Below are 21560 nucleotides of genomic sequence, written 5' to 3'. Positions count from 1 at the left end.
CTCCGGATGAATATGATGATCTCATATCAGGAACTTGTTCGCACCTTCCCTAACAGTACCATTTGGATTCCTAACATCAAATTCATAAGTTATGCCAGGCTGTAAATTACCTCGGCGATCATAATTAGGAGTAACTCTATCTGGCTGCTGAGTTACTGGAATGCCAGACTCTCGCTTTGCTTCGCGGAATGCTCCGTTTCTCCCTGCACCTTTAGGTGACATATTTACGGGCCGGTTACCAATCCCACCACCGCCTTTAAGCGGGTCGCCATTCGCATCTTCGATCCCGATTTTCAGCATCGGATTGATATCGATGATATTGACCGGTAGCTTGCCTTTCTTACTCAGCGAATTATTCTCAACCGCATTCTTCCCAGCCTGCGCCCCCGCAGCTGCTGAAGCCGCACTATCCCCGGCCAGCCCGCCAGCCATCCCGGCCGATATCGTCGCCAGTGCACTGACCGTCTGCTTCTGCTCTTCGCTCAGGTCGCTGGCCGCTTTACCCGGATACATCGCCGCCATGATTGCCCGCGCGGCCAGCTCCCCCGTGGCCGCACCGGCCGCACCCGCCGCTGCACTGTTCCCCTGCAGTGCCGCAACCGCACCGCCCAGTATCGCGTGCGCAATGGTGTTAACCGCCGGATTGCCCTCCGTCGATTTCAGCAGATGTGCCAGCTCCGGTGCCGAGGCTCCCGCCAGCGCGCCGGCGATATCTCCGCCCGCCAGCCCCTGAAGCGCAGCCGTCGCCGCCTGGATACCCCGTTGCAGGTCGCTGCCTGTGCCGTATTTCGCCTGCTGAGTCCTGTACTCTGGCGTCTCTTTCAGTTGCTCATCCGTCAGGTCAGGGTGCGTCTTACGCGCTTCCTTCAGCGCATTCAGCTCGCCCTGCGTTCTGGCGATGTCTGCCACCTGCCCGCCGATATCGCTGATGGCACTCACCTGCGCAAGCCGCTTCTGCTCCTTCTCCTTGTCAAATATCGGGCTGATGCTGTCGTTTGCGTGTTCTGTATCCCGGCTCAGGCTGGCCACATCCTGCTGCTGGTTTTCGGTATCACGGATGGTGATGTTACCCTCGCCCACCGCCGCCTGTGTCGTACCCTCCGCATGACCGCTGCTGCCCGCTGCCGATACCACGCCGCCCGGCAGGTTGCCCTTGAATGCATCACCGCCAAAGTCACCGCCGCCGCTCAGGCTGACGCCGCTGTGGCTGACCTTGTAATCCGCCTCGTTGTGGATATCCCGGAAGCCCAGCGTGCCCGTATCGAGACTGTTTTTGTCCGCCGTCGCCGTCGAGGCAATCACCGCACCGTCAAGCTGCGTGTGGCGTCCCACCGTCACATCAAAACCGCCATCGCCCGCGAAGAGCCCTGTCTGCTCCTGCACCGAGTCATACGTGCTCTTCATTTTGTCCTGGCTGGCACTGATGTAGCCGGACCCCGTCATACTGCCGAACGAGAAGCTGCCGCCTGCCGCCGTGCTGTTCTGCGTCGATTTATAATCGTTACTGTCCTGCTGGCTGCTCATCCACAGGTCGCGTCCAATATCCGCAACGATTTTATCGCCACTCACCTGCGCGCCGTTCAGAATGGCGTCCCTACCGCTGGTCATGGAGACCGTCCCGCCGCTGTCGAGCGTCGTTTCCGTCCAGGCCGTACCGTCGCCCTTTTCACTGCCTTTCGAAGCATTCACATTCGCAAACACGCCGATGCCGTAACCGCTCTTGCCACCGCCAATGCTGACGCCTGCACCGCCACCGCTGCTGCTGTTCTTTCCTGTCGTCTGCTGTGTGCTGGCCGCACCGCCCAGCACAATGTCGTTCGCTGCGACAAGCGCGGTGTCGCCGCCCGCCTTCAGCTGGCTGCCGCCGATAAGGATGTTGCCGCTGTTCTCTCCTTTCCCTTCTCCGGTCGCGGTAATGGACAGATTATTCCCCGCATTCAGCGTACTGCCCGCAACCGTGTCACTCTGCATGTGCTGCTCGGATTTCGATTTCTGCGAAGAGAGCGAAACGCTGACGCCGATACCGCTGTTGGGATCGCCGTTAATCTGCGCCATTTCTGCACCCTGCGATGCCTGTACGCCTGACAGTGCCGCTTTGGTGGCCTTCAGCGCCGCAAGGCGGTCATCGCTCTCGCCTTTCGCGTCACGTGCCGTCTGCACTGCACTGTTCACCGCGCTCCCCGCCGCCCCGGACAGCGCCACCGTCAGCCCGCTGCTCTTCTGCTCAAATTTCTCATCGCGGGTGCGTTTGTCATGTCCTGGCTCAATCACCACGCTGTCACCGGTCAGGCTGATATCCTTCTGTGCGATGATATCTGCCCCGCCGATATGCGCCTGTTTGCCCGCTGCAATGCTGACGTTGCCGCCCGTCGAGCCGACGGTGCTGAAGCTCTCGCTCTGGGTGGTACCCTGCTCGCGAAGATCGTGGGTGGACTTGCTGCTGCCGATGGTGAAGCCAATGCCGCCCGTGCCCATCAGGCCGGACTTTTTGGTCTCCTTAAAGCGCCAGGCCGTGTCGGTGTTGGTCGCCGCTACGATGTCCACATTGTTGCCCGCGGAAAGGGCCACATCGCCGTCGCCAGCGACCGCAGAACCTAACACCCGCAGGTTGTTACCCGCCGACACCGTCACATTGTCGCCGCTCAGCAGCGAGCCTTTCTCCCGTGTCGCGCTGTCTTCCTCGATGGTGTGGGTGGTCTTTTTGCTCAGGAAGCCGCTACTGGTTTTAGTTTGTTCCCGATAGCGGTAATCGCTCTCCGTCGCCGTCGTCAGATTTACGTCGCGGCCTGCCGCCACGCCAATATCGCCCTGCGCTGTCACGTCAGCCGCCTGCGCGGTTACGTCGCGCCCTGCGAGGATCACCGTATTCCCCCCGCTGGCAATCTCCGTACCCTGCTGACGAACAGATTCGTCAATGGCGGTTTTTTTCTTCGCCTGGCTGCTGGAGCGTTCCATCGACGCTTCCGCCAGCAGGTTCACATCCCGACCGGCCTGAATGCCCACATCGCCTTCCGCCGCTATTGCTGCCGCACGGGCATTCACATCGTTACCTGCCAGCAGGGTGAGGTCATCGCCCGCGCTCAGGGTGCTGCCCTGATGCGTGACGGACGCCGTCTCCGTGGTCGCGCGGTTGCGCCCGGCACGTCCTTCGCTGGTCGCGATCTCGTTGGCGGTGATGTTGATATCATTCCCCGCCGCCATACCCAGGCGGCCACCCGCCGACACGTTTGCGCCGGTCACGTTGATATCCTGTCCGGCGCGCATCGTCAGCCCGTCGGTGGCGGTGATGGAGACTGTCTTGCCGACATCGGTGCCACTGAAATGCACATTTCCCGCATCGACATTCCACTGCTGTGCGCGGGTAACGTTGTTAATGCTGCCCGCGACGCTCTCCAGCCCTACCGTTTTGCCGCTGATGGTGGATCCGATGTTATTGATATCCCCCAGCGCGCTCAGGTTCAGCCCGCCACCTGCGCTCAGCAGTCCGGCGTTGAGGTTGCCCAGGCTGTTGCTGCTGTCGATTGAGAGCCCATTCTGCGCCGCAATTGTGCTGCCGCTGTTAATGACGTTCCCGCCCGCCAGCTGGACGTTATTGCCGCTAATCACGCTGCCGCTGTGAACGGTGACATCCTTCGGCGACAGGTAGACTTTCGGGATCATTACCGTCTGACCATTGATGGTCGCTGATTCCCACCAGAGCATGCTTTTATCGAGTGCAGCAACCTGCTCAACCGTGAGCGCCACGCCGAATTTCAGCCCCAGCGTTTTTTGTTGCTCTGCGGCGCTGTCCATCAGGTAGCGCATCTGATCGAGATCGGAGCCGATGCCATTGATATAGCGGCTGCCGGTCTGGTTCAGAATCGCGTTGCTGACGTAACGGGTATCAAACGCCGCGTCGCCGAGGAACCGGTAGTCGTGGTCCGGGTTCAGGCCGAGCCTGTCCAGGAAATAGGACGAGCCAAGGAACTGGTTCCGATCGGTATACGCGCTGTTGGTTTCACGCGGTGCGTTGCCGGGTGTTATGCCAAGCAGGTCATACAGTCCATTAAACAGGCTGTCGTCCATGTTGCCGAGGTCATCGAGCTTCGGGTTCACCGTAATCAGATACGGGCTATCGGGATCGGTTGATGGAACAAAATAGCCGTTGTTGCCGGACGGCAGTGGATAGTTACCGCTGCTGCCGTTTTGGTCGGAGAGTGATGAACCGCCGGAGATATCTTTCAGGGCATCACTCACCGCATCACGCCATTGCGGGGTGGTGATGTCCTGCGCATCCGCTTCGACAAGGGACTGCGCCTGCTCGCCGCTGGTAATGGACTGGTTGCTGAGCGGGGTCAGCGTAGGGGCGGCAATCGTATTGCTAAAGCCATCCGTGTTGGCGGTGACGAGAGTGTTGCTGATGTCGTTGGTGAAGGTGGCGTGAATATTACCGCCTGCCTGAATAACGGCACGGTAACTCGTTGCTGTTCCCTCGGTTGCAGTGTATCTCTCGCCAGTAGCAAGGTACCGGATGGTATCGTGCACATCCCCTGTTTTTGCCGGGTTAGGCTTCATGCTTCCCAGGCGTCCCTGCGTCTGGGATACATCATAGTGGTAAACCTGATAAGTGATCCGCTTACCCGATTCCCATGACTGATTGTTTAATACGCTCCCGCTTAACGTGGCGTCTCGTTGCGCAAGAATAAAACTCGCCTGATTATCAAGTTCTCCCGCAGTAATAAAGAGATCGCGCCCGGAGGCGATCCTGGCGGCTTTGCCCGTCGCGTTTACCCGAACTTCAGACTCAAGAACGGCAAAAGCTTTTTCATAGTATGCTTCGTAAGGTGTCGCCCAGGATTCCGGTTTGAAACCAGGGGCTCCAGTACCACTGCCACCGAAATCTGTCACAAACCAATCATATTCCTCCCGGGGTAACCAGCCTGCTGGGATCAACGCTTCCGTCATTGTTACCCACGGCAACGAAGTCACCGCCTGCTCAGGCAGCACTTCCACATCCAACTGCTCCCATTTATTGCTCAGCAGCCCTGTTGCGACGGTCAAATCACCCTTCTGCGTCTCTATATTCCCGGACGTATTCACCACTTCACTGTTCGCTGCACCCGCCGCATTTTTCTGCATCCACAGGCTATTCCCTGCCAGAATATCGCCGTAGACGTTATGAATACGGTCGGCAAAGAGCTGCATATTATTCGCGGCATAAATCAGTGCGGTATTGAGCAAGGTGCCCACAGCATTCATCGTCAGGCTGCCAGCCGTACCGGTAAAGCCATTTACGGTTATGTCACTCAGGCTGTTAAATACCACGTCGCCGCCTGCCGAGAGGCTACCGGCTGCATTGAGCACAATACGTTGCGCGCTGAACGTGCTGTCACCCTTACCTGCAGTGAACTGGCCGTTGTTGGTTAATACTCCACCCGTGCTCAGAACAAGGCTGTTTCCCTGTAGGGTGCCATTATTGGTGATATCCCCCTGAGCGGTGAGAGACAGGGTGTTGCTGGCGGCCAGTGTTCCACTGAACTCAAGCGCATTTAACAGATGAAGCGTGACATCTCCCAGCGCCACAATCTGCCCGGCGTTTTTCAGCGTGCCGCTGTTGAGCGTGAGGTTACCCGCGCTGAACAACTTACCGCTGATGGTATGGGTAATCTCATCGCCCTTCACCGTAAGCGAACGGGTACCGAGAGCCGTACCGCTGTTACTCAGTTTTTGATAATTAACCAGCAGGTCTGCACCCTGCAGCATGCCGTCGTTGGTCAGCGTCGTTCCCCGTAGCTCAGCGTTGTCAGTGGCGAGTATCCGCCCACTATTTGCCGCGTTCACCACATCCAGCAGCAACCTCACCGCCTGAACCAGACCACTGCTGCTGTTCTCCATTTCCGGTGCGGTCAGCGTGAGTTTGCCACCGGAGAGTATTTTGCCGTCGTTCTGTACGCGGGTGGTGGCCTTCACCGAAGATTCCCCACCGCCCTGTAGCGTGCCCTGATTGTTCAGCGTGGCTGTCGATACCGTCAGCGCATTCTCGCTCAGCAGCACACCGCTGGCGGTATTGTTCAGCGCGCCCGAGGCATTCAGCGTCAGCGCTTCTCCCTGAAGCCGTCCGCTGTTAATGAGTTGCCCGGCGGTAACCGTGGTCGCTTTCCCCTGGATTTGCCCGGCATTCGTTGCATTGTCCGCATCAAGCGTCAACACGCCTGCGCTGAGCAGTTTTCCTCCGGCCTGGTTATTCAGTTGCGTAAGGGCAACCGAAAGCGCATCAACGCCGGTGATCTCACCGCTGTTGTTCAGGGTACTGGCCCCCAGCGTGAGGTGTTTTGCAATCCACTGCCCGCTGTTTGCCAGCGTCAGTGCTGAGAGCGCCAGTTCTCCATTGGAGGTGATTTTGCTGCCCGTTGTCCCGGTAAGGGTGCTGTCGATTTGCGCATCCAGTAAATTTTCTGCCTGGATCGCACCACCGTTCGTAAGCGCCTGCGCATGAATAAGTACCCGTTTCCCCTGCCATTGCCCTGCGTTACGCAGATCGCCGCCTGTCACAGACAACTCCCCTGCGGTCAGCAACGATCCCGACGCGTCATTCACCAGCGTCAGTAATGGCGCCGCCATCTCCAGGCGGGCGGCCAGCGTCAGGGCGGCAATCCCGGTCAGCGTTCCGCTGTTCGTGATGGTGTCCTGATGCGCGGTGACGCGATTCCCCTGAAGCGTACCGCTGTTGCGCAGCGTCTTTCCGTTAAGCGAAAGGTCACCGGCCGACAACATATTGCCGCTGTTAACGGTATTGACCGCATTCAGCGTGCCGTTGCCCTGGCTCATCAGTTCGCCGGTATTACTGAGTGTTCCGGCGGTCGTAACATCAAGTGAGCCGGTCGCGAGGGAACTTCCGCGGTTAGTCCAGTCGTGGGAGCGGATACTGACATCCTGTCCCTGGAGCTGCCCTGCGGTAGCCACCGTGGTACCTGAAAGGCCGAGCGCTCCCCCCGTCAGCGTGCGGGAACCTGTCAGTAAATTCAGGATTCCGGCGGTCAGTGATAATGCGCTATCGCCCTGTAACAGACCGGCACTTTCCAGACGATCGGCATTCAGCGTCAGGGTGTTGCCCACCATGCTGCCCGCACTGGACACCGACTGTGCCGTGATGCGGTTTGCCCCTTGAGCCAGCAGCATCCCCTCCGCACTGTTCTTCAGCGTCTTGTAATCAATTGCCAGTGAAGTACCGCTCAGCTCGCCGCTGTTGGTCAGATTTGAACCAGAGAGGGAAAGCGCCGCGTCGCTGGTGATAATACCGGCGTTGTTCAGTTCAGAGAGGGAAAGTGACAGTGCCGACGGGCTGTACAGCACGCCGCTGCTGCGGTTATCCAGCAGACGGGTAACCAGCGACAGCGTTTGTCCGGCGTGGATCAGACCACCGTTAATGACCTCAGGGCTGTCGATTGCAAGCGCGGAGGCCGTCAGGGTTCCACCGTTGCTGAGATGGCCGGTTTCAACCTTAAGCCCTGAAGCTGATGATTTTCCCGTGTGGTTGAGACTGCTGTCAGCCTTCAACGTCATGTTGCCTTTGGCAGCCTGAGTTCCTTCAAGTTTTGCGTTTTGCACGGCCACGCCGACGCTGTTGCCCTGTGTCTGTGCCGTGGCCGTGGTGTTGAGGCTGCGGCCCTGCACGGTAACCGCGCCACCGGCACTGGTTTCACCAGCAAGCGTGGTATCGGTGTTGTTCAGCGCCACATCCCCGTCGCTGTGGGTCACTGACGTTGCGCTGGCGGTGAACGTCTTCCCTGAGGTGGTGAGCCCCCGGACACCGGAAAGCGTACCGCTGTTGACAATCTGCGCCGCGTTCAGCGTGAGCGTGTCATCGCTGATAAGCGTGCCGCTGTTGTTCAGATTGCCGCTCGCGGTTACGGTGGTTTTCCCTTTCGCACCGGTCTCACCGGAAAGCGTGGCATTGTCTGCGCGGATATCCAGCGTGGAGGCGCTCTTCAGCGCGCCGGAGCTGGTGATATCCGTCCCGGAGACGGTCAGGCTGTTGCCCTGAACGGTGCCGGTATTGCTGAATATACCGGTGTTAATCCGGGTATCCGCCACGGCGGCTAATGCGCCATGGTTCGCGAGGCTACCCGCGCTGACGGCGAGAGATTGCCCGGCGGTTGTGCTGCCTTTCAGTTGGCTGTGGCCAGACGTGGTAAGCGTGATGTTCCCGCTGGCATTTGTTGTGCTGCGGCTCTCCTGCGTCAGCGTCTGCGCGTTGAGGGCAATCTCGGAAGCACTGAGATTTCCCTGCTGCACCAGCTCGCCTCCCTTGACCGACAGCTGCTGCCCCGCCACAACAGAACCGTTAAGCGCCGCATTTTTCTCAGCATTTACGGCAAGATGACGACCCGCGCTTGCCTGGGCATCTGCGCTCTGGATCAGGGTGGTCGCGGCAAGCGTAGCGTCATTTGCTGCCGTGAACGCACCGCCGTTTTGCGTCAGCGTGCCGCGGGTTGTTAACTGAAGGTTGTTATCGGCGGCAACGTGAGCCTGGTCAAGCGTCAGCGCCGTCTGGCCGGAGACCGTGACGTTGCCACCCGCTTTATGGTCCCCGCGTAACGTTACGTCCGCCGCGCTGACCGTGGTGCTGCCGCTGGCAAGGGTGTTTTTCAGCACCACTTTTCCCGCACTGCTGAGCGCAATATCCCCCTGTCGCGCGTTTAGGTTGCCCAGGTTTACGCCCACCCCCGTTTCACTGGAAACCAGACGGATCCGGTTAGCGTACATGCCGCCCAGCGCACCGGTGTCTACCGCGACCTTCGGGGCTGTACCTTCACCTTTTAACGCACTGACGCTGCCATCCGCCGCTACGCGGTTCGCCCCTGCAACGACACGTAAATCTTTCGCATGCAGTTGCGCGTTGATCTCCGTTGCACGGGAGATGATCGACACCGCATGGCTCTGCGAGCCATTGAGGCCCGCGCCCTCAATGGTGACCGCACCCTGGGTTACATCAAGAGATTGCAGCTTACCGCTGGCATCAAGCACCGGTTTACCCGTGGTGAGGGTCACATTCGGCGTGTTGATAAATCCGCAGCCGTTACAGGTGATACCGTAGGGGTTCGCCACGATGACGTTCGCCGCCTTGCCGGCCACTTCGGTATAGCCCTGCAAATTTGAGCGGTTAGCGCCGGTGACTTCGTTGATGATGCCTTTGGCTTCCTGCCCGGCCTTCAGGTTGGGGTTATTCTGGATAAGCCCGCCAAGCTGGGTCTGGTTAAGCTGCCCGGTCGCGTTATTGAGGATCAGCCCCTCTTTCCCGACGTTGTAGTCGTTGTATTTGTTATGGGAAATACCGGACTGGTTCGGCGTGGCGATGTTCACCACCGGCACGCCGTTAGCCGCCTTATCCATCTGCGTATTGCCGGACGGGGTGATGGATGCCGCCACCGCGGGTAACAGCGGCTGCGTTGCCAGCAGCACGCTCAGTAACGCGCTCAGCGCGCGCTGTGAAAAACGAACCTGATCCTGTTTCATCATCCCTGTCCCTTAGAAAGCCACTGATACGCGGTAGTAAATCGTGAGGTGATCCGGTGCCAGCCAGTCCGGATACGCCATCGGTGTGCCAACGGTAAACTGGCTTGAATAGCCGCGATGAGCCGTCGTCAGACCAAACGCGGCGCCCCACAGCGTGCCGGAGGCGTAACGGTCAAATCCGTCCTTCTTCAGCCAGCCACCATCGACTGCCGCCAGCAGGCCAACATCCCCCACCCACGGCAGCGTAAAGAGCGAATAATTAAGTTCATTTCGCCAGTAACCGCCGTTATCACCGGAGAGGTACTGCTCTTTGAAGCCACGCACGGAGGTCTCTCCCCCCAGCGTCAGGCGCTCGCTGCCGTACAGCCGGTCCGGCGACCACTGAAAATAGACGCTGGTCAACCACCACAGCCCGTCAGCAACCGGGCGCTGAAAACTGCCGTTGACGCTCCATTTGCGGAACTCGGCTTTCGGCACATCGCCATGCTTGTCGTTATCATCTTCGGCGCCAAACCACGGCACACCCTGAGTGAAGGTCGGGTTCAGGGTCGCCACGCCGGAGGCAATTTTTTGCGTGTGGTTAAGGCCCAGGGAGAAACTTGAAAGTTTGCGGCTGCTGGTAGCCAGCAGAACATCGTCGAGATAGTTATGGTTGATGCGGTGGGTGATGCCCGCCGACACGCCGGTTTTGATATCACCATTGCGGAACAGGACCCAGGAGCCATTCAGACGGTGGGTTTCGGTGTCGCCCGTCGAACGCCAGAGCCAGCCGTTATTATCGATGGTGCTGAGGTAGTTGCTCCAGCTGTAGCTGTAGTCCAGCAGGCCGTAGCCGTAAGGCACGCTGACCCCGGCGGCAAAATTCTGAGCATCATGGCTGTTCGAAAAAATCGCTGCTGCGCCCACCGCTGATAAACCACTTATCCGCCAGCCCCAGCAGGTTATTGCCGTACAGCGCGCCATTGAGTTGTCCGGTACCGGTACTCTTTTGCCCGCTGTTATCGAAACTCACTGAACCGCTGAGCGGGAATTCAGGCGAAGCCGTCAGATTGACGATTGAATAGCCCTGTCTGTCGCCGGGCAAAATTTCTATTTCAACCGGCGTCTGGCGCACGCGATTAAGCTGCTCCATGCCCTGTTCGATATCGCGCAGGTTAAGAATTTTCCCTTCGAGGCCAGGGAAGGTCATGCTCAGCGTGCGGGCGGGAACCCCTTCAAGCCGGATTTGCTGGAGTTTGCCTTCCAGTACCGCGAGATGCAGTACGCCACCAGAGAGTTCCTGTTCGGTTAAAAATGCGCGGCTGGTGATATACCCCCGGCTGATATACCAGTCAGAGACGGCGTTGGTCAGGGCGTTGAGACGCGCCATATCAAGACACTGGTTCACCCACGGCGCAACCAGGCGATCTTTGGCTAACGGAGAAAGAAGGGTGGTACCCGTCAGCTCAATGCGCGAGATAACAAAACAGGGACCTTGCGGAGTCGCGGCACTGTCGGGCTGAACAGGACGCGGTAATACCACGCTGCGCTCCAGCTCTTCACGCTGGCGCTGGTTTTCATCCAGCAGCTGCTGCTGTTGCTGCTGAATAGTATTACGGTCGGCCGGAGACAGGGGGGCCGCCTGCGCAGCACCTGCCAGCAAGGCCATGCCAGCCAGCACCTGTAGTATCGACGTTTTCCCTGTCATCACTGCCACTCCTTGCTAAAAGTCCGTTTTCAGACTTGCCTGTCAAAAAACGCGCAACTTATGTCAAAAAGTAAACAGTGTAAATACACACATTTAATTTAAGGTCTATTTTGCTGCATTTTCAGAATTTAGCGGGTGACACTGCGTAAATCTAAAGAAATCCCCCATCGCGCCGATCATCATCCGTGTGTATTATTTCCTGTAGCGTTTCCAACAACTAACCTTAACTCAAATACTTAAGCGCCAAAGCGAAAGGCATCATGAGCACACCGATCAAACGGCTAGAAATCATTAAAAATGCCATTGAACTGGAAGATGACGACATCATTCAGAGCCAGCTAACCCGGCTGAAAAATGAAGCGTTTGACGATGAGCTACAGGCAATCGTCGTGGCGCTTGAGCAGAAAAACTACACTGCGGCCATCGCCGCGATCGTCGCGTGGCTACAGAGCCAGCGTGCCGTGACGCCATGGCGCGATCCGCAGGTCGCCGCGAGCAAACTGGAACTGAAAGCGCTGGAAGAACGACTGCGCGATCTGATTGACCGCCGTAACGCGCGCGTACAGCAGCTTGATGAGTTCAACGATCTCTATTTCTCCCGCCTGGGCCCGCTGATGCAGCAGATCCTCGCCCTGCGTAAAACGCTGGCCGAGCTGAACCTGCGCCGCCAGCAGGCTGAGGCGCGTCGTCGCGAGGAAGACTACCGCCGCTGTCAGCGCTACATGGCCCAGGCCGTGGAGGTGCTGGCAACACTCACCCAGCGCTGGCGCGAACTTCCTGCAGATTCCGTACAGGCAGCCGAGGCGCGTAAGCATCTGCAGCAGCAAAGTAACCTGATTGCCAACCTGCTTGCCGAGGCGCTGGAGCTGGAGAGCGGCTTAACGCGTGAGGAAGAGCCTGCGCGTCAGGCGCGTGACGAGGCCAACGAAGAGTACGAGAAATACCGCGAGCAGCATCAGGATGCCGAAGTGCGTCTGCGTAAAGGGAAAGATCTTTCACAAGAGGATCGGGACGAGCTGAAACGGCTCTGGCGGCAGGCGAGCAAACTGTGTCACCCGGATCTGGTGGCAGACGATTTGAAAGAAGAAGCCAACGCGATGATGGTGCAGCTCAACCAGGCTAAACAGCGTGGAGACGTCAAAGCCATTCGTTCTCTGGTGGCGCGCCTGCAGCAGGGCTTCGAGCCGCTGATGGCCAGCGACAGGCTGAACGATCTGGAGCGCATCCGCAAAAAAATGGCTCAGGTTCGCGAGCAGATCGACACCTTAGTGAACGAGCTGGCAGAACTGGAGAAAGAAGAATCCTGGCTGCTGGTGTCGTCGCTCAGCAATATGGAAGCGTACTTCGCGCAGCAGGAAAAGGCGCTGAACGAGGTCCGCGCCTCGCTCGAACATCAGGTGAGCGAAGCGCAGCTCGATTCAGCAGCGTAATTATTTCGCGTGCCAGTACGCGCTGGCACGCACCAGCTGCTGATCGATAGCCTCAGTCTCAAACAGTCGGCTCAGGTTTTTAACCACCTTCCCTTCCCCGGTCAGCCAGATAAAGTAATCTTCCGCCGGAACGTTCAGCGACGCCAGCAGCTCAGCCACCGCCTGCTCGCTGTGGCCGATCACCCAGGTGATGTTGAACGCGCTCAGGTGCGCCAGATAATCCTTGTATGATTCATCCCCGACGGTGACCACCGCGTGAATTTCCGGGCGTTTCGGCAAGCTGGCGATGCCTTCCAGGCGGCGACGCAACGCCGGCATCCCGGACTCATCGCACACATACAGCTGCCAGGCGTAATCCTCCGGTACCACCAGCGAACCGCGCGGGCCACCAATCGTCAGCCTGTCGCCCACTTTCGCCTCTAGCGCCCACTGGCTGGCAACGCCACCGTCATGCACGAAGAAATCAAGCGCCAGCTCGTGCTTCGCGGCGTCGTACAGCGGTGTGTAATCCCGGCTTTGCGGGCGCACGCCGTCGCCCCAGTCAATGCCCTCGTCGGTGACCACCGGTGGCACAAACGTCGTTCCCGGGGCCGGGAAAAACACTTTGGTGTGATCGTCGAAACCGCGGGAGCTAAAGCCCTCCAGCGCTTCGCCGCCTAAAACTATGCGCTGAAAACCAGCGCTTACGCGCTCAACACGGAGCACGGTCAGTTCACGAAAACGCAGTTCGTTACGCACGCGTTGTGGATAGCGGGTGGTTGCCATGTTAAGACCCTTCTCAGGTGAATACGATATATCTAAATTGATTTTAAATGATAATGATTGCTAATCAGCAAGAATGCAAGATCTTTTAGATTGCATCTGAATATATCTTAGATATAGTTTAGATATATCAATTTACGAGGCACACTATGCGACACGAACATGATGGCGGCGGACGTCGACCGCGCTTTTTTGGTCACGGCGATCTGCGGCTGGTGATTCTGGATATTCTGACCCGCAACGCGAGCCACGGTTATGAGCTGATCAAAGAGATTGAGAACCTGACCCAGGGGAACTACACCCCGAGTCCTGGCGTGATTTACCCGACGCTGGATTATCTTCAGGATCAGGCGTTTATCACCATTACGGAAGAAGAGAATGGGCGTAAGCGCATTGCCATCAATGCGGCAGGACAGCAGTGGCTGGAGGAAAACCAGGAACAGCTTGAGCAGATTCAGGCGCGTATCAAAGCCCGCGCGGTCGGTTTCCAGCTACGCAAAAACCCGCAGATGAAGCGGGCACTGGATAACTTCAAAGCGGTGTTAGATTTGAAGGTGAATCAGGGAGCGCTCAGCGACGCGCAGCTTAAGCAGATCGTTGGCGTGATCGACCGCGCGGCGCTGGAGATCTCCCAGCTGGATTAAGCCGGTGCGTGCGCGCTCACGCGGAAGACACGTACCAGCTCTTTCAGGTGCATCGCCTGCTCGTTGAGGGAGGCCGCCGCGGCAACAGACTCCTCCACCAGCGCGGAGTTTTGCTGGGTGGTGGCATCAATCAGGCCAATCGCGCTGTTAATCTGCGAGATCCCCTCTGTCTGCTCGTGGCTGGCCTGGCGGATCTCACGCAGGATCACATCCATCTCTTCCACGTTGCCCACCATGCCATTGATAAGCTCGCTCGCCTTCTCGACCAGGTTCATCCCGTCCTGCGTCTGGCTGGTGGAGCTTTCAATCAGCTCACGGATCTCACTGGCTGACGAAGCACTCTTCTGCGCGAGCTGGCGCACTTCACCAGCCACCACCGCAAAGCCACGACCGTGCTCGCCCGCCCGGGCCGCTTCCACCGCCGCGTTCAGCGCCAGAATATTGGTCTGGAAGGCAATGGCATCGATCAGATCGATGATGTCGGACATCCGGTTCGAGGTCTCGTTAATCAGGCGCATTTTGCTGGTCACCTGCTTCATCATCTCACCGTTGTTTTTGACCACCTTCGCGGCATCTGCCGACAGGTTGGTCGCTTCTCCGGTATGCGAAGCGGTGTTTTTCACCGTCGCGGTGATCTGCTCCATCGAGGCGGCGGTCTGCTCCACAGAGCTGGCCTGCTCTTCCGTGCGCGCGGCCAGATCCTGGTTCCCGGCGACAATCTGCGCGGCGGCGCTGGAGATATTCTCCGAGCCGGTCTGCACCTGCTGCACAATGTCCAGCAGACGCGTTTTCATCTCCATCAGGGCATGCAGCAACAGGCCGGTTTCGTCTTTACCGTGCGAGGTGATACTGCCGGTGAGATCGCCATCCGCAATCGCCGCCGCAAAGTCCACGGCCTGGCCCAGCGGACGGGTTATGGAACGCACAATAAACCAGCCAATCAGGCTGCCTGCCGCCACGCTGAAGAGAGTAATGAGGATGAGCAGCAGACGGTTGCTCCTGAAATCACTTTCCACCTGCACCCCGGCGTTCTGCATCTCAGTGTTCTGAATCGCAATCAGCTGCTGCACTTTGGCTTTATAGGCCTGCTGCAGTTTGAGGGTGTTGGTCATCATCTCCTGAAGCGCCCCGGCGCGATCGTGATTCTGCACCGCCTGCAAAATACGATAGCGCGAGTCCAGATACTGCTGGCGCACGCCGCGTATCTCGGCGAGCACTTGCTGCGATTGCTGATCCTGCAGCACGTTGTTCAGCTCACCGAGGAGCACCGTGATGTGCTCGCTAATCTCTTTAAGATGCTGCTGCGACTGCGCCGTGTACGTTCCCTGTTCATCCAGCAGCATGAGCTGCTGAGTGCTAATAAATTCCTGGAAGTTATCGATTAACTGGTTCGCTTTTACCGTGGTTGGATAATCACTGGTAATAATGGATTGCATCCCGTTGTTTGCCCGGTTCAGACTCATTAAAGACAAACTCGCGCTCACCACCATCAGGACAATAAAGAATCCAAACGCCAGAAATAATTTCGTGCCGATTTTTACGTCATGTAAGAACATATTTACTCCATCGATGTGATTATTTCTCAGACGATCACCGTTATCGGTAACGAAACCGCTAACTTTATGACTTTGATCGTTTTTTTATTTCATAACCATCACAATGGATAGGCAGAGGCTATTAATATAGCCGTATCGATCGTTACTCAACCACCAGACAGGGCATTTCTGAAATAGCATCGGGGAAAAATGACTTAGGCAGGGATAAATAACTGAGGCACTTTCTTTAGTTATTTAATATAAAATTAACAATAAATCGCAAGAATAATTACAAATGAAGCGACGAAAGCCGTTTACGCCTGGCAGAATAAACGGCTTTTCTGGAACATTACAGACTCAATGGAGAACCGTCACTGCATCCTGAAGACGTCCGGCCCGGTGTTTTACCATCGCGGAGATCTGCGCACTCTCTTCAACCAGATCGGCGTTTTTCTGCGTGATGCTGTCCAGTTCAGCCACCGCGCGGGTTAACTCCGAAAGCCCGGTAGCCTGTTCAGAGGTGGCATGGCTAATCTGCGCGATCAGCTGCGTGACGTTTTTCACCTGCTCAACGATATCATCCATGGTGCGTCCTGCGGCGTGTACCTGCTCGGAGCCGGACTGTACCTTGCTGGCGCTGGCATCAATCAGCTTACGGATATCGTTGGCGGCGTTAGCACTGCGGCTGGCAAGATGGCGAACTTCCCCTGCCACCACCGCAAAGCCTTTGCCCTGCTCACCGGCTCGTGCCGCTTCTACCGCCGCATTCAGGGCGAGGATATTGGTCTGGAAGGCAATATCGTTGATCAGGGTGGTAATGGAGCCGATACGCTGGGTACTGTCGGCGATATCGTCCATGGTTTTGACTACCGTCTGCATCGCGTTCCCGCCTTTGGTCGCCGCACTGCTGGCGGCTACGGAGAGCTTATCGACCTCGGTGGCGGTTTCAGAGTTACTCTGAACGGAGGCCGCCATCTGGTTCATCGTCGCCACGGTCTGCTGCACGTTTGCAACGGTCTGACGCGTGCGGTCGTTCAGATCCTCATTACCCTGCGCCAGCTTGTCGCTGCCGTCGCGAACGCTCACCACCTGGCTTGATACGTCATTGATTAGCCAGCGACACATCAGCCCCAGTTGCCCCACCGCGCGAAGGGTCAGGCCCAGTTCGTCGCTGCGGTTCAGGTGCTGCACGCTATTGCGCTCGCCGGTTGCCACCTTCAGCGCCTGTCGCGCCACGTTCTCTACCGGGCGAACAATCTGCTGTTCAAACAACAACGTGCCCAGCAGCATCATTATCGCTGCTGCGGCCAACGACACCCAGCCAGCTGAGGTTGCCACCAGCGTGGCGGCGAGCGCGCCAAAGAGCACCGCCATCACGCCGCGTACCCGCCAGCGCAGCGGCATTGCCGGTAGTTTTCCGAACCAGCCCTGACGCACCACCAGCCCTTTATGGATCCGTTTGGTACAGCGTCCGGCATTCAGGGCCTTATAGAGTGGCTCCACGGTGGCGATCTCTTCTGCCGTCGCTTTGGTGCGAATCGACATATAGCCGGTGACCTTCCCGTAGCGCACCATCGGCACCGCGTTGGCGCGCACCCAGTAGTGATCGCCATTTTTACGGCGGTTTTTGACAATTCCGCTCCACGGCTCGCCCTGTTGCAGGGTGTACCACATATCGGCAAAAGCGGCTTTAGGCATATCAGGATGGCGCACCAGATTATGCGGCTGACCCATCAGCTCATTAAGATGATATCCACTCACCTGAACAAAGGTGTCGTTAGCATGAGTCAGATAGCTGTGGACGTCTGTGGTAGACATTAAGGTGGTGTCATCGTCCAGAAGATATTCATTCTGGGTGACATAGGTTGGAGAGGACATCGTGAGCATCCCTTGCAGGTTATTTGAATGTTAATTTTGTGGTTTATTGTTTTTTCGGCGGTAAACAATTTATCTTTAGTTGTTAAACTTGATGGAGATCGCAGATTTCACTTAAACCGCAATTTTTGTGATATTTTATAATTGATTGATTTTAAATACTTTCACAATGAAATTACCTGCAAAGGATGATCTGTTAACGCCCACTTAAGTCGCACCGCCTGCACCCCCCTGGTGCAATTGACCCCATCCACGTCTTCCTGCCCCCGTTTTCCGTACCGCTAAATCCCGTCTGGAAAACATCGGCATGATTAAATATTGCGCAACATTATTTTAACCTGGTGTTTATCCCGATTTTCGTTAAGTCCGCTGAAGTGGCGTAATCCCTGCAATACTTAACGCAGTATCATGTGATACGCGATCCCCGGGAGCATATTTTGAACAGGTTACCTTCCAGCGCCTCGGCTCTTGCCTGTACCGCGCACGCACTGAATCTCATTGAGAAGCGAACGCTTGATCATGAGGAGATGAAACAACTTAACCGAGAGGTCATCGATTACTTTAAAGAGCACGTCAATCCAGGTTTTCTGGAGTATCGCAAATCTGTTACCGCCGGCGGGGATTACGGAGCCGTAGAGTGGCAAGCGGGAAGTCTGAATACGCTTGTCGACACCCAGGGACAGGAGTTTATTGATTGCCTGGGTGGTTTTGGCATTTTCAACGTGGGGCACCGTAATCCAGTAGTGGTTTCCGCCGTACAGAATCAACTCGCGAAACAACCTCTCCATAGCCAGGAACTGCTCGACCCGCTTCGCGCCATGCTCGCGAAAACGCTGGCAGCCTTAACACCCGGCAAACTGAAATACAGCTTCTTCAGCAACAGCGGCACGGAATCGGTCGAAGCGGCGCTTAAGCTCGCCAAAGCGTACCAGTCGCCGCGCGGGAAATTCACTTTTGTCGCCACCAGCGGCGCGTTCCATGGTAAATCCCTGGGCGCCCTGTCTGCGACCGCCAAATCCACCTTCCGCAAACCGTTTATGCCGCTGCTGCCGGGCTTCCGCCACGTGCCGTTCGGCGACATTAATGCCATGCGCACCGTGCTCAGCGAATGCCGTAAAACCGGCGATGACGTAGCCGCGGTGATCCTGGAGCCAATTCAGGGCGAAGGCGGCGTGATCCTGCCTCCACAGGGCTATCTGCCTGCCGTACGTCAGCTGTGCGATGAGTTTGGTGCGCTGCTGATCTTCGACGAAGTGCAGACCGGCATGGGGCGTACCGGCAAGATGTTCGCCTGCGAGCATGAGAACGTTCAGCCGGACATTTTGTGTCTGGCGAAAGCGCTCGGCGGCGGCGTAATGCCGATTGGTGCGACGGTTGCCACCGAAGAGGTCTTCTCGGTGCTGTTCGACAACCCGTTCCTGCATACCACCACCTTTGGCGGTAACCCGCTGGCCTGTGCGGCCGCGCTGGCCACCATTAACGTGCTGCTGGAGCAAAACCTGCCTGCGCAGGCGGAGCAGAAAGGCGACATGCTGCTGGACGGTTTCCGTCAGCTGGGACGTGAATACCCGGATCTGATCCAGGAGGCACGAGGTAAAGGGATGCTGATGGCCATTGAGTTTGTTGATAACGAAATCGGCTATAGCTTCGCGAGCGAGATGTTCCGCCAGCGGGTGCTGGTGGCCGGCACACTCAACAATTCCAAAACCATCCGCATTGAGCCACCGCTGACGCTGACCATTGAGCAGTGTGAGCAGGTGCTGAAGGCGGCACGTAAAGCGCTGGCGGCACTGCGCGTGAGTGTGGAAGAGGCGTAAAAAAACGCCGGGTGGCGCTGCGCTTACCCGGCCTACTACACCAGCCCGGTAAGCGTAGCGCCACCGGGCTGCTTTTTATCGGTGAAACTCCGCCACCGTCATGGTAAAGCGCAGCACCTTTTTTCCCTCATTGGCATAGCCGTGCGCGGCTTCCGTTTTCGCCACCGCCGATGCCCCGGCAGCAACCTGCGTAACCGTCTCGTCCACCGTCAGGGTTAATATGCCTTCGTTCACGTGCAGCAGCTCAAAGGTGCCCGCCGGATGCCCCGAAGAGGTAAAACGCTCTCCCGGCTGCATCTCCCACTGCCATAGCTCAATCATATCCGGGCCCGCGGTTCCTGCCAGCAGTCTGGCGCGTCCGCCCTTTTCCCCCTGCCACAGCACCGGGATCGCGGCTTCTTCGATAACGTGCACCAGCGGCTCGCTGGAGACGTTAACGATATCCGCCACTGAGATACCGAGCGCGGCAGCCAGCTTGCACAAAATGGCGATGCTGGGGTTGGCTGCGCCCTTTTCGATCTCCACCAGCATGCCTTTGCTGACGCTGGCACGCCGCGAGAGTTCATCCAGCGACAGTTTTTTCTCTTTACGCCAGTTGCGTATGCGGTTCGCTACGGCCAGGCTTACCTGGGCGATATCGGCACCCTGTTCAGTCATTATATTGACTTTTCCAGTCATTGGTCACTACCATGGTATAAAACAGTCAATACAGGATTATTTATGTCTCTCGTTACGCCGTCAATAGACCCGCGCCTTGCCGCAATTGCCCCGGGCTTTCGGGCGCTGAGCATTCTGGTGGAAGCTGCGCCGGTTACCCACCCGGAAGTCGCTCCGGCCGTGCTCATGCAAGCCTGCCAGCAGATGCTTAATGATGATGTGCCGTGGGCTGACGCGCACCTTTCCGGCTGGGATGAGGTATTTAAGGCCTTCGGCGCAAAACCGAAACGTACGCCCTGCTCGGCATCCGCCTTACGTAAGCGGGTCTTAAAAGACGGCTCGCTGCCACCGCTCGATCCGGTGGTGGATATCTACAACGCGGTGAGCATTCGCTACGCCATCCCGGTTGGTGGAGAAAATCTTGCGACTTATTCAGGCGCGCCGCGCCTGACGCTGGCGGACGGCAGCGAGCCGTTTGATACCTTCAAAGAGGGGCAGCCGGTGGTGGAATACCCGGAGCCGGGCGAGGTTATCTGGCGCGACGACCTCGGTGTTACCTGCCGTCGCTGGAACTGGCGCCAGGGTATACGGACGCGTCTTGACAGTCAGGCGCAAACCATGTGGTTTATTCTGGAAAGTCTGCCGTCAATGCCGCTTACGGCACTGGAAGAAGCCGGAGCGGATCTGATTGATAACCTGCAACGTCTGATGCCGGGTGCAGTGGTGCACAGGCAGTTACTGACCCTGTAAGAGGATAAAAAATGTTTCGTGGAGTCAGCGCATTTCCGTTAACGCCCCTGAAAAACGGCACGTTTGATGAGCAGGCCTTTACGCATCTGCTCTCTCCTGTGGTTGAGGCAGGCGTGGATTCACTGGGCATTCTTGGCTCGACCGGGAGCTATGCCTATCTGACCGTTGAAGAGCGTGCCCGGGTGACACGCTGTGCGGTGGAACATGCCGGTAACATACCGGTTATCGTCAGCATCGGCGCAATGCGGCTGGACGATATTCTGCGTCTGGCTGACGACGCGCAAACGGCCGGGGTCTCCGGCGTGCTGATGGCACCCGTGTCGTACCAGCGATTAACGGATGAGGAAGTATTTAAGCTCTATGAAACGGTGACCCGCCAGCTCTCCGTACCGCTGTGCATTTACGATAACCCTGCCACGACCGGTTTTGCGTTTAGCGATGAATTGCTGTTTGCCGTCGCGTCTCTGCCAAATGTGGGCTCCATCAAGCTTGGCCGCGTGCCGGAGGACCTGTCGCAGGTACGTGCCCGGCTTCCTGATACGGTCACACTGGGTATCGCCGGTGACTGGCGGGCAGCCTCAGCCTTGCAGGCCGGGTTTGACGTCTGGTATTCGGTTCTCGCGGGGTTGTTCCCAAAAGCGGCGCTGGCGATAGCGCGTTCGGGGAAAAGTACAGAGTCAGAACGGTTAGAGCCGCTATGGGATCTGTTCCGTCGTTACGGTAGCGTAAGGGTCATCGCGGCAGCGGCGGAAATGAGGGGAAAAGTGGCAACACCCGGCTTGCCGTTCCCGTTGCAGGCAATTCAGGGAGAGCCGCGCGAGGCGCTTTCAGCGATCCTTGCGGAATTGGAACTTGCGACTTTGTTGAATAAATCGAACTTTTGCTGAGTTGAAGGATCAGATCACGCA

At 57.5% G+C, this 21560-nt stretch carries 10 protein-coding genes and 1 pseudogene; 5 read left to right on the top strand and 6 right to left on the bottom strand.

Annotation, left to right across the window (positions count from 1 at the left end):
* Positions 1-21 precede the first annotated feature (21 nt).
* Positions 22-9498 carry a hemagglutinin repeat-containing protein gene (locus HX884_RS19410; protein ID WP_375138603.1) on the bottom strand — a complete coding sequence of 3159 codons (9477 nt, stop codon included), beginning with the start codon at positions 9496-9498 and terminating at the stop codon, positions 22-24.
* 9 nt (positions 9499-9507) lie between these two features.
* Positions 9508-11182 (bottom strand): annotated as a pseudogene (locus tag HX884_RS19405) (ShlB/FhaC/HecB family hemolysin secretion/activation protein).
* A gap of 260 nt (positions 11183-11442) precedes the next feature.
* Between HX884_RS19405 and HX884_RS19400 the strand changes: the two are divergent.
* Positions 11443-12612 carry a DNA repair ATPase gene (locus tag HX884_RS19400; protein ID WP_013098822.1) on the top strand — a complete coding sequence of 390 codons (1170 nt, stop codon included), beginning with the start codon at positions 11443-11445 and terminating at the stop codon, positions 12610-12612.
* Here the strand turns inward: HX884_RS19400 and HX884_RS19395 are convergent, their stop codons facing one another.
* Positions 12613-13377: a siderophore-interacting protein gene (locus HX884_RS19395; RefSeq protein WP_023619984.1), complete on the bottom strand. Its 765-nt coding sequence runs from the start codon at positions 13375-13377 to the stop codon at positions 12613-12615. It abuts the gene before it with no gap.
* 146 nt (positions 13378-13523) lie between these two features.
* Here HX884_RS19395 and HX884_RS19390 point away from each other — a divergent pair, with 146 nt between their 5' ends.
* Positions 13524-14018: a PadR family transcriptional regulator gene (locus HX884_RS19390; RefSeq protein WP_013098824.1), complete on the top strand. Its 495-nt coding sequence runs from the start codon at positions 13524-13526 to the stop codon at positions 14016-14018.
* Here HX884_RS19390 and HX884_RS19385 read toward each other — a convergent pair.
* Positions 14015-15574 (bottom strand): methyl-accepting chemotaxis protein, encoded by a 1560-nt coding sequence (locus tag HX884_RS19385; RefSeq protein WP_013098825.1) that lies wholly within the window; start codon positions 15572-15574, stop codon positions 14015-14017. The genes HX884_RS19390 and HX884_RS19385 overlap by 4 nt on opposite strands.
* A 336-nt stretch (positions 15575-15910) precedes the next feature.
* Positions 15911-17431 (bottom strand): PAS domain-containing methyl-accepting chemotaxis protein, encoded by a 1521-nt coding sequence (locus HX884_RS19380; protein ID WP_178328645.1) that lies wholly within the window; start codon positions 17429-17431, stop codon positions 15911-15913.
* A 434-nt stretch (positions 17432-17865) separates the two neighbouring features.
* On the opposite strand from HX884_RS19380, the gene ygjG reads away from it, so the two are divergent.
* Entirely contained in the window at positions 17866-19245 is a 1380-nt protein-coding gene (gene ygjG, locus HX884_RS19375) for a putrescine aminotransferase (RefSeq protein WP_013098827.1), read from the top strand.
* Positions 19246-19320: 75 nt separating this feature from the next.
* On the opposite strand, the gene HX884_RS19370 is transcribed toward ygjG, so the two are convergent.
* A complete protein-coding gene (locus tag HX884_RS19370) occupies positions 19321-19923 on the bottom strand; it encodes a helix-turn-helix domain-containing protein (protein WP_058680996.1) in 603 nt (200 codons plus the stop codon).
* Positions 19924-19965: 42 nt separating this feature from the next.
* Here HX884_RS19370 and HX884_RS19365 point away from each other — a divergent pair, with 42 nt between their 5' ends.
* Both HX884_RS19365 and HX884_RS19360 read left to right on the top strand, forming a co-directional pair.
* Entirely contained in the window at positions 19966-20652 is a 687-nt protein-coding gene (locus HX884_RS19365; protein WP_178328644.1) for a B3/4 domain-containing protein, read from the top strand.
* Between the two features lie 11 nt (positions 20653-20663).
* Positions 20664-21539, top strand: coding sequence for a dihydrodipicolinate synthase family protein (locus HX884_RS19360; protein ID WP_178328643.1), 876 nt, complete (start codon positions 20664-20666; stop codon positions 21537-21539).
* The last annotated feature ends 21 nt before the right edge of the window (positions 21540-21560 follow it).

This window comes from Enterobacter sp. SECR19-1250 (genome assembly GCF_013391025.1).
Classification (GTDB): domain Bacteria; phylum Pseudomonadota; class Gammaproteobacteria; order Enterobacterales; family Enterobacteriaceae; genus Enterobacter; species Enterobacter cloacae.
The sequence above is the reverse complement of the archived record's forward strand: the minus strand, read 5'-3'. Positions and strand labels throughout refer to the sequence as shown.

Bases quoted from the DNA above. Each gene is read 5' to 3' on its own strand.
- HX884_RS19410 (WP_375138603.1), bottom strand. From the start codon at position 9,498: ATGATGAAACAGGATCAGGTTCGTTTTTCACAGCGCGCGCTGAGCGCG.
- HX884_RS19400 (WP_013098822.1), top strand. From the start codon at position 11,443: ATGAGCACACCGATCAAACGGCTAGAAATCATTAAAAATGCCATTGAA.
- HX884_RS19395 (WP_023619984.1), bottom strand. From the start codon at position 13,377: ATGGCAACCACCCGCTATCCACAACGCGTGCGTAACGAACTGCGTTTT.
- HX884_RS19390 (WP_013098824.1), top strand. From the start codon at position 13,524: ATGCGACACGAACATGATGGCGGCGGACGTCGACCGCGCTTTTTTGGT.
- HX884_RS19385 (WP_013098825.1), bottom strand. From the start codon at position 15,574: ATGTTCTTACATGACGTAAAAATCGGCACGAAATTATTTCTGGCGTTT.
- HX884_RS19380 (WP_178328645.1), bottom strand. From the start codon at position 17,431: ATGTCCTCTCCAACCTATGTCACCCAGAATGAATATCTTCTGGACGAT.
- HX884_RS19370 (WP_058680996.1), bottom strand. From the start codon at position 19,923: ATGACTGGAAAAGTCAATATAATGACTGAACAGGGTGCCGATATCGCC.
- HX884_RS19365 (WP_178328644.1), top strand. From the start codon at position 19,966: ATGTCTCTCGTTACGCCGTCAATAGACCCGCGCCTTGCCGCAATTGCC.
- HX884_RS19360 (WP_178328643.1), top strand. From the start codon at position 20,664: ATGTTTCGTGGAGTCAGCGCATTTCCGTTAACGCCCCTGAAAAACGGC.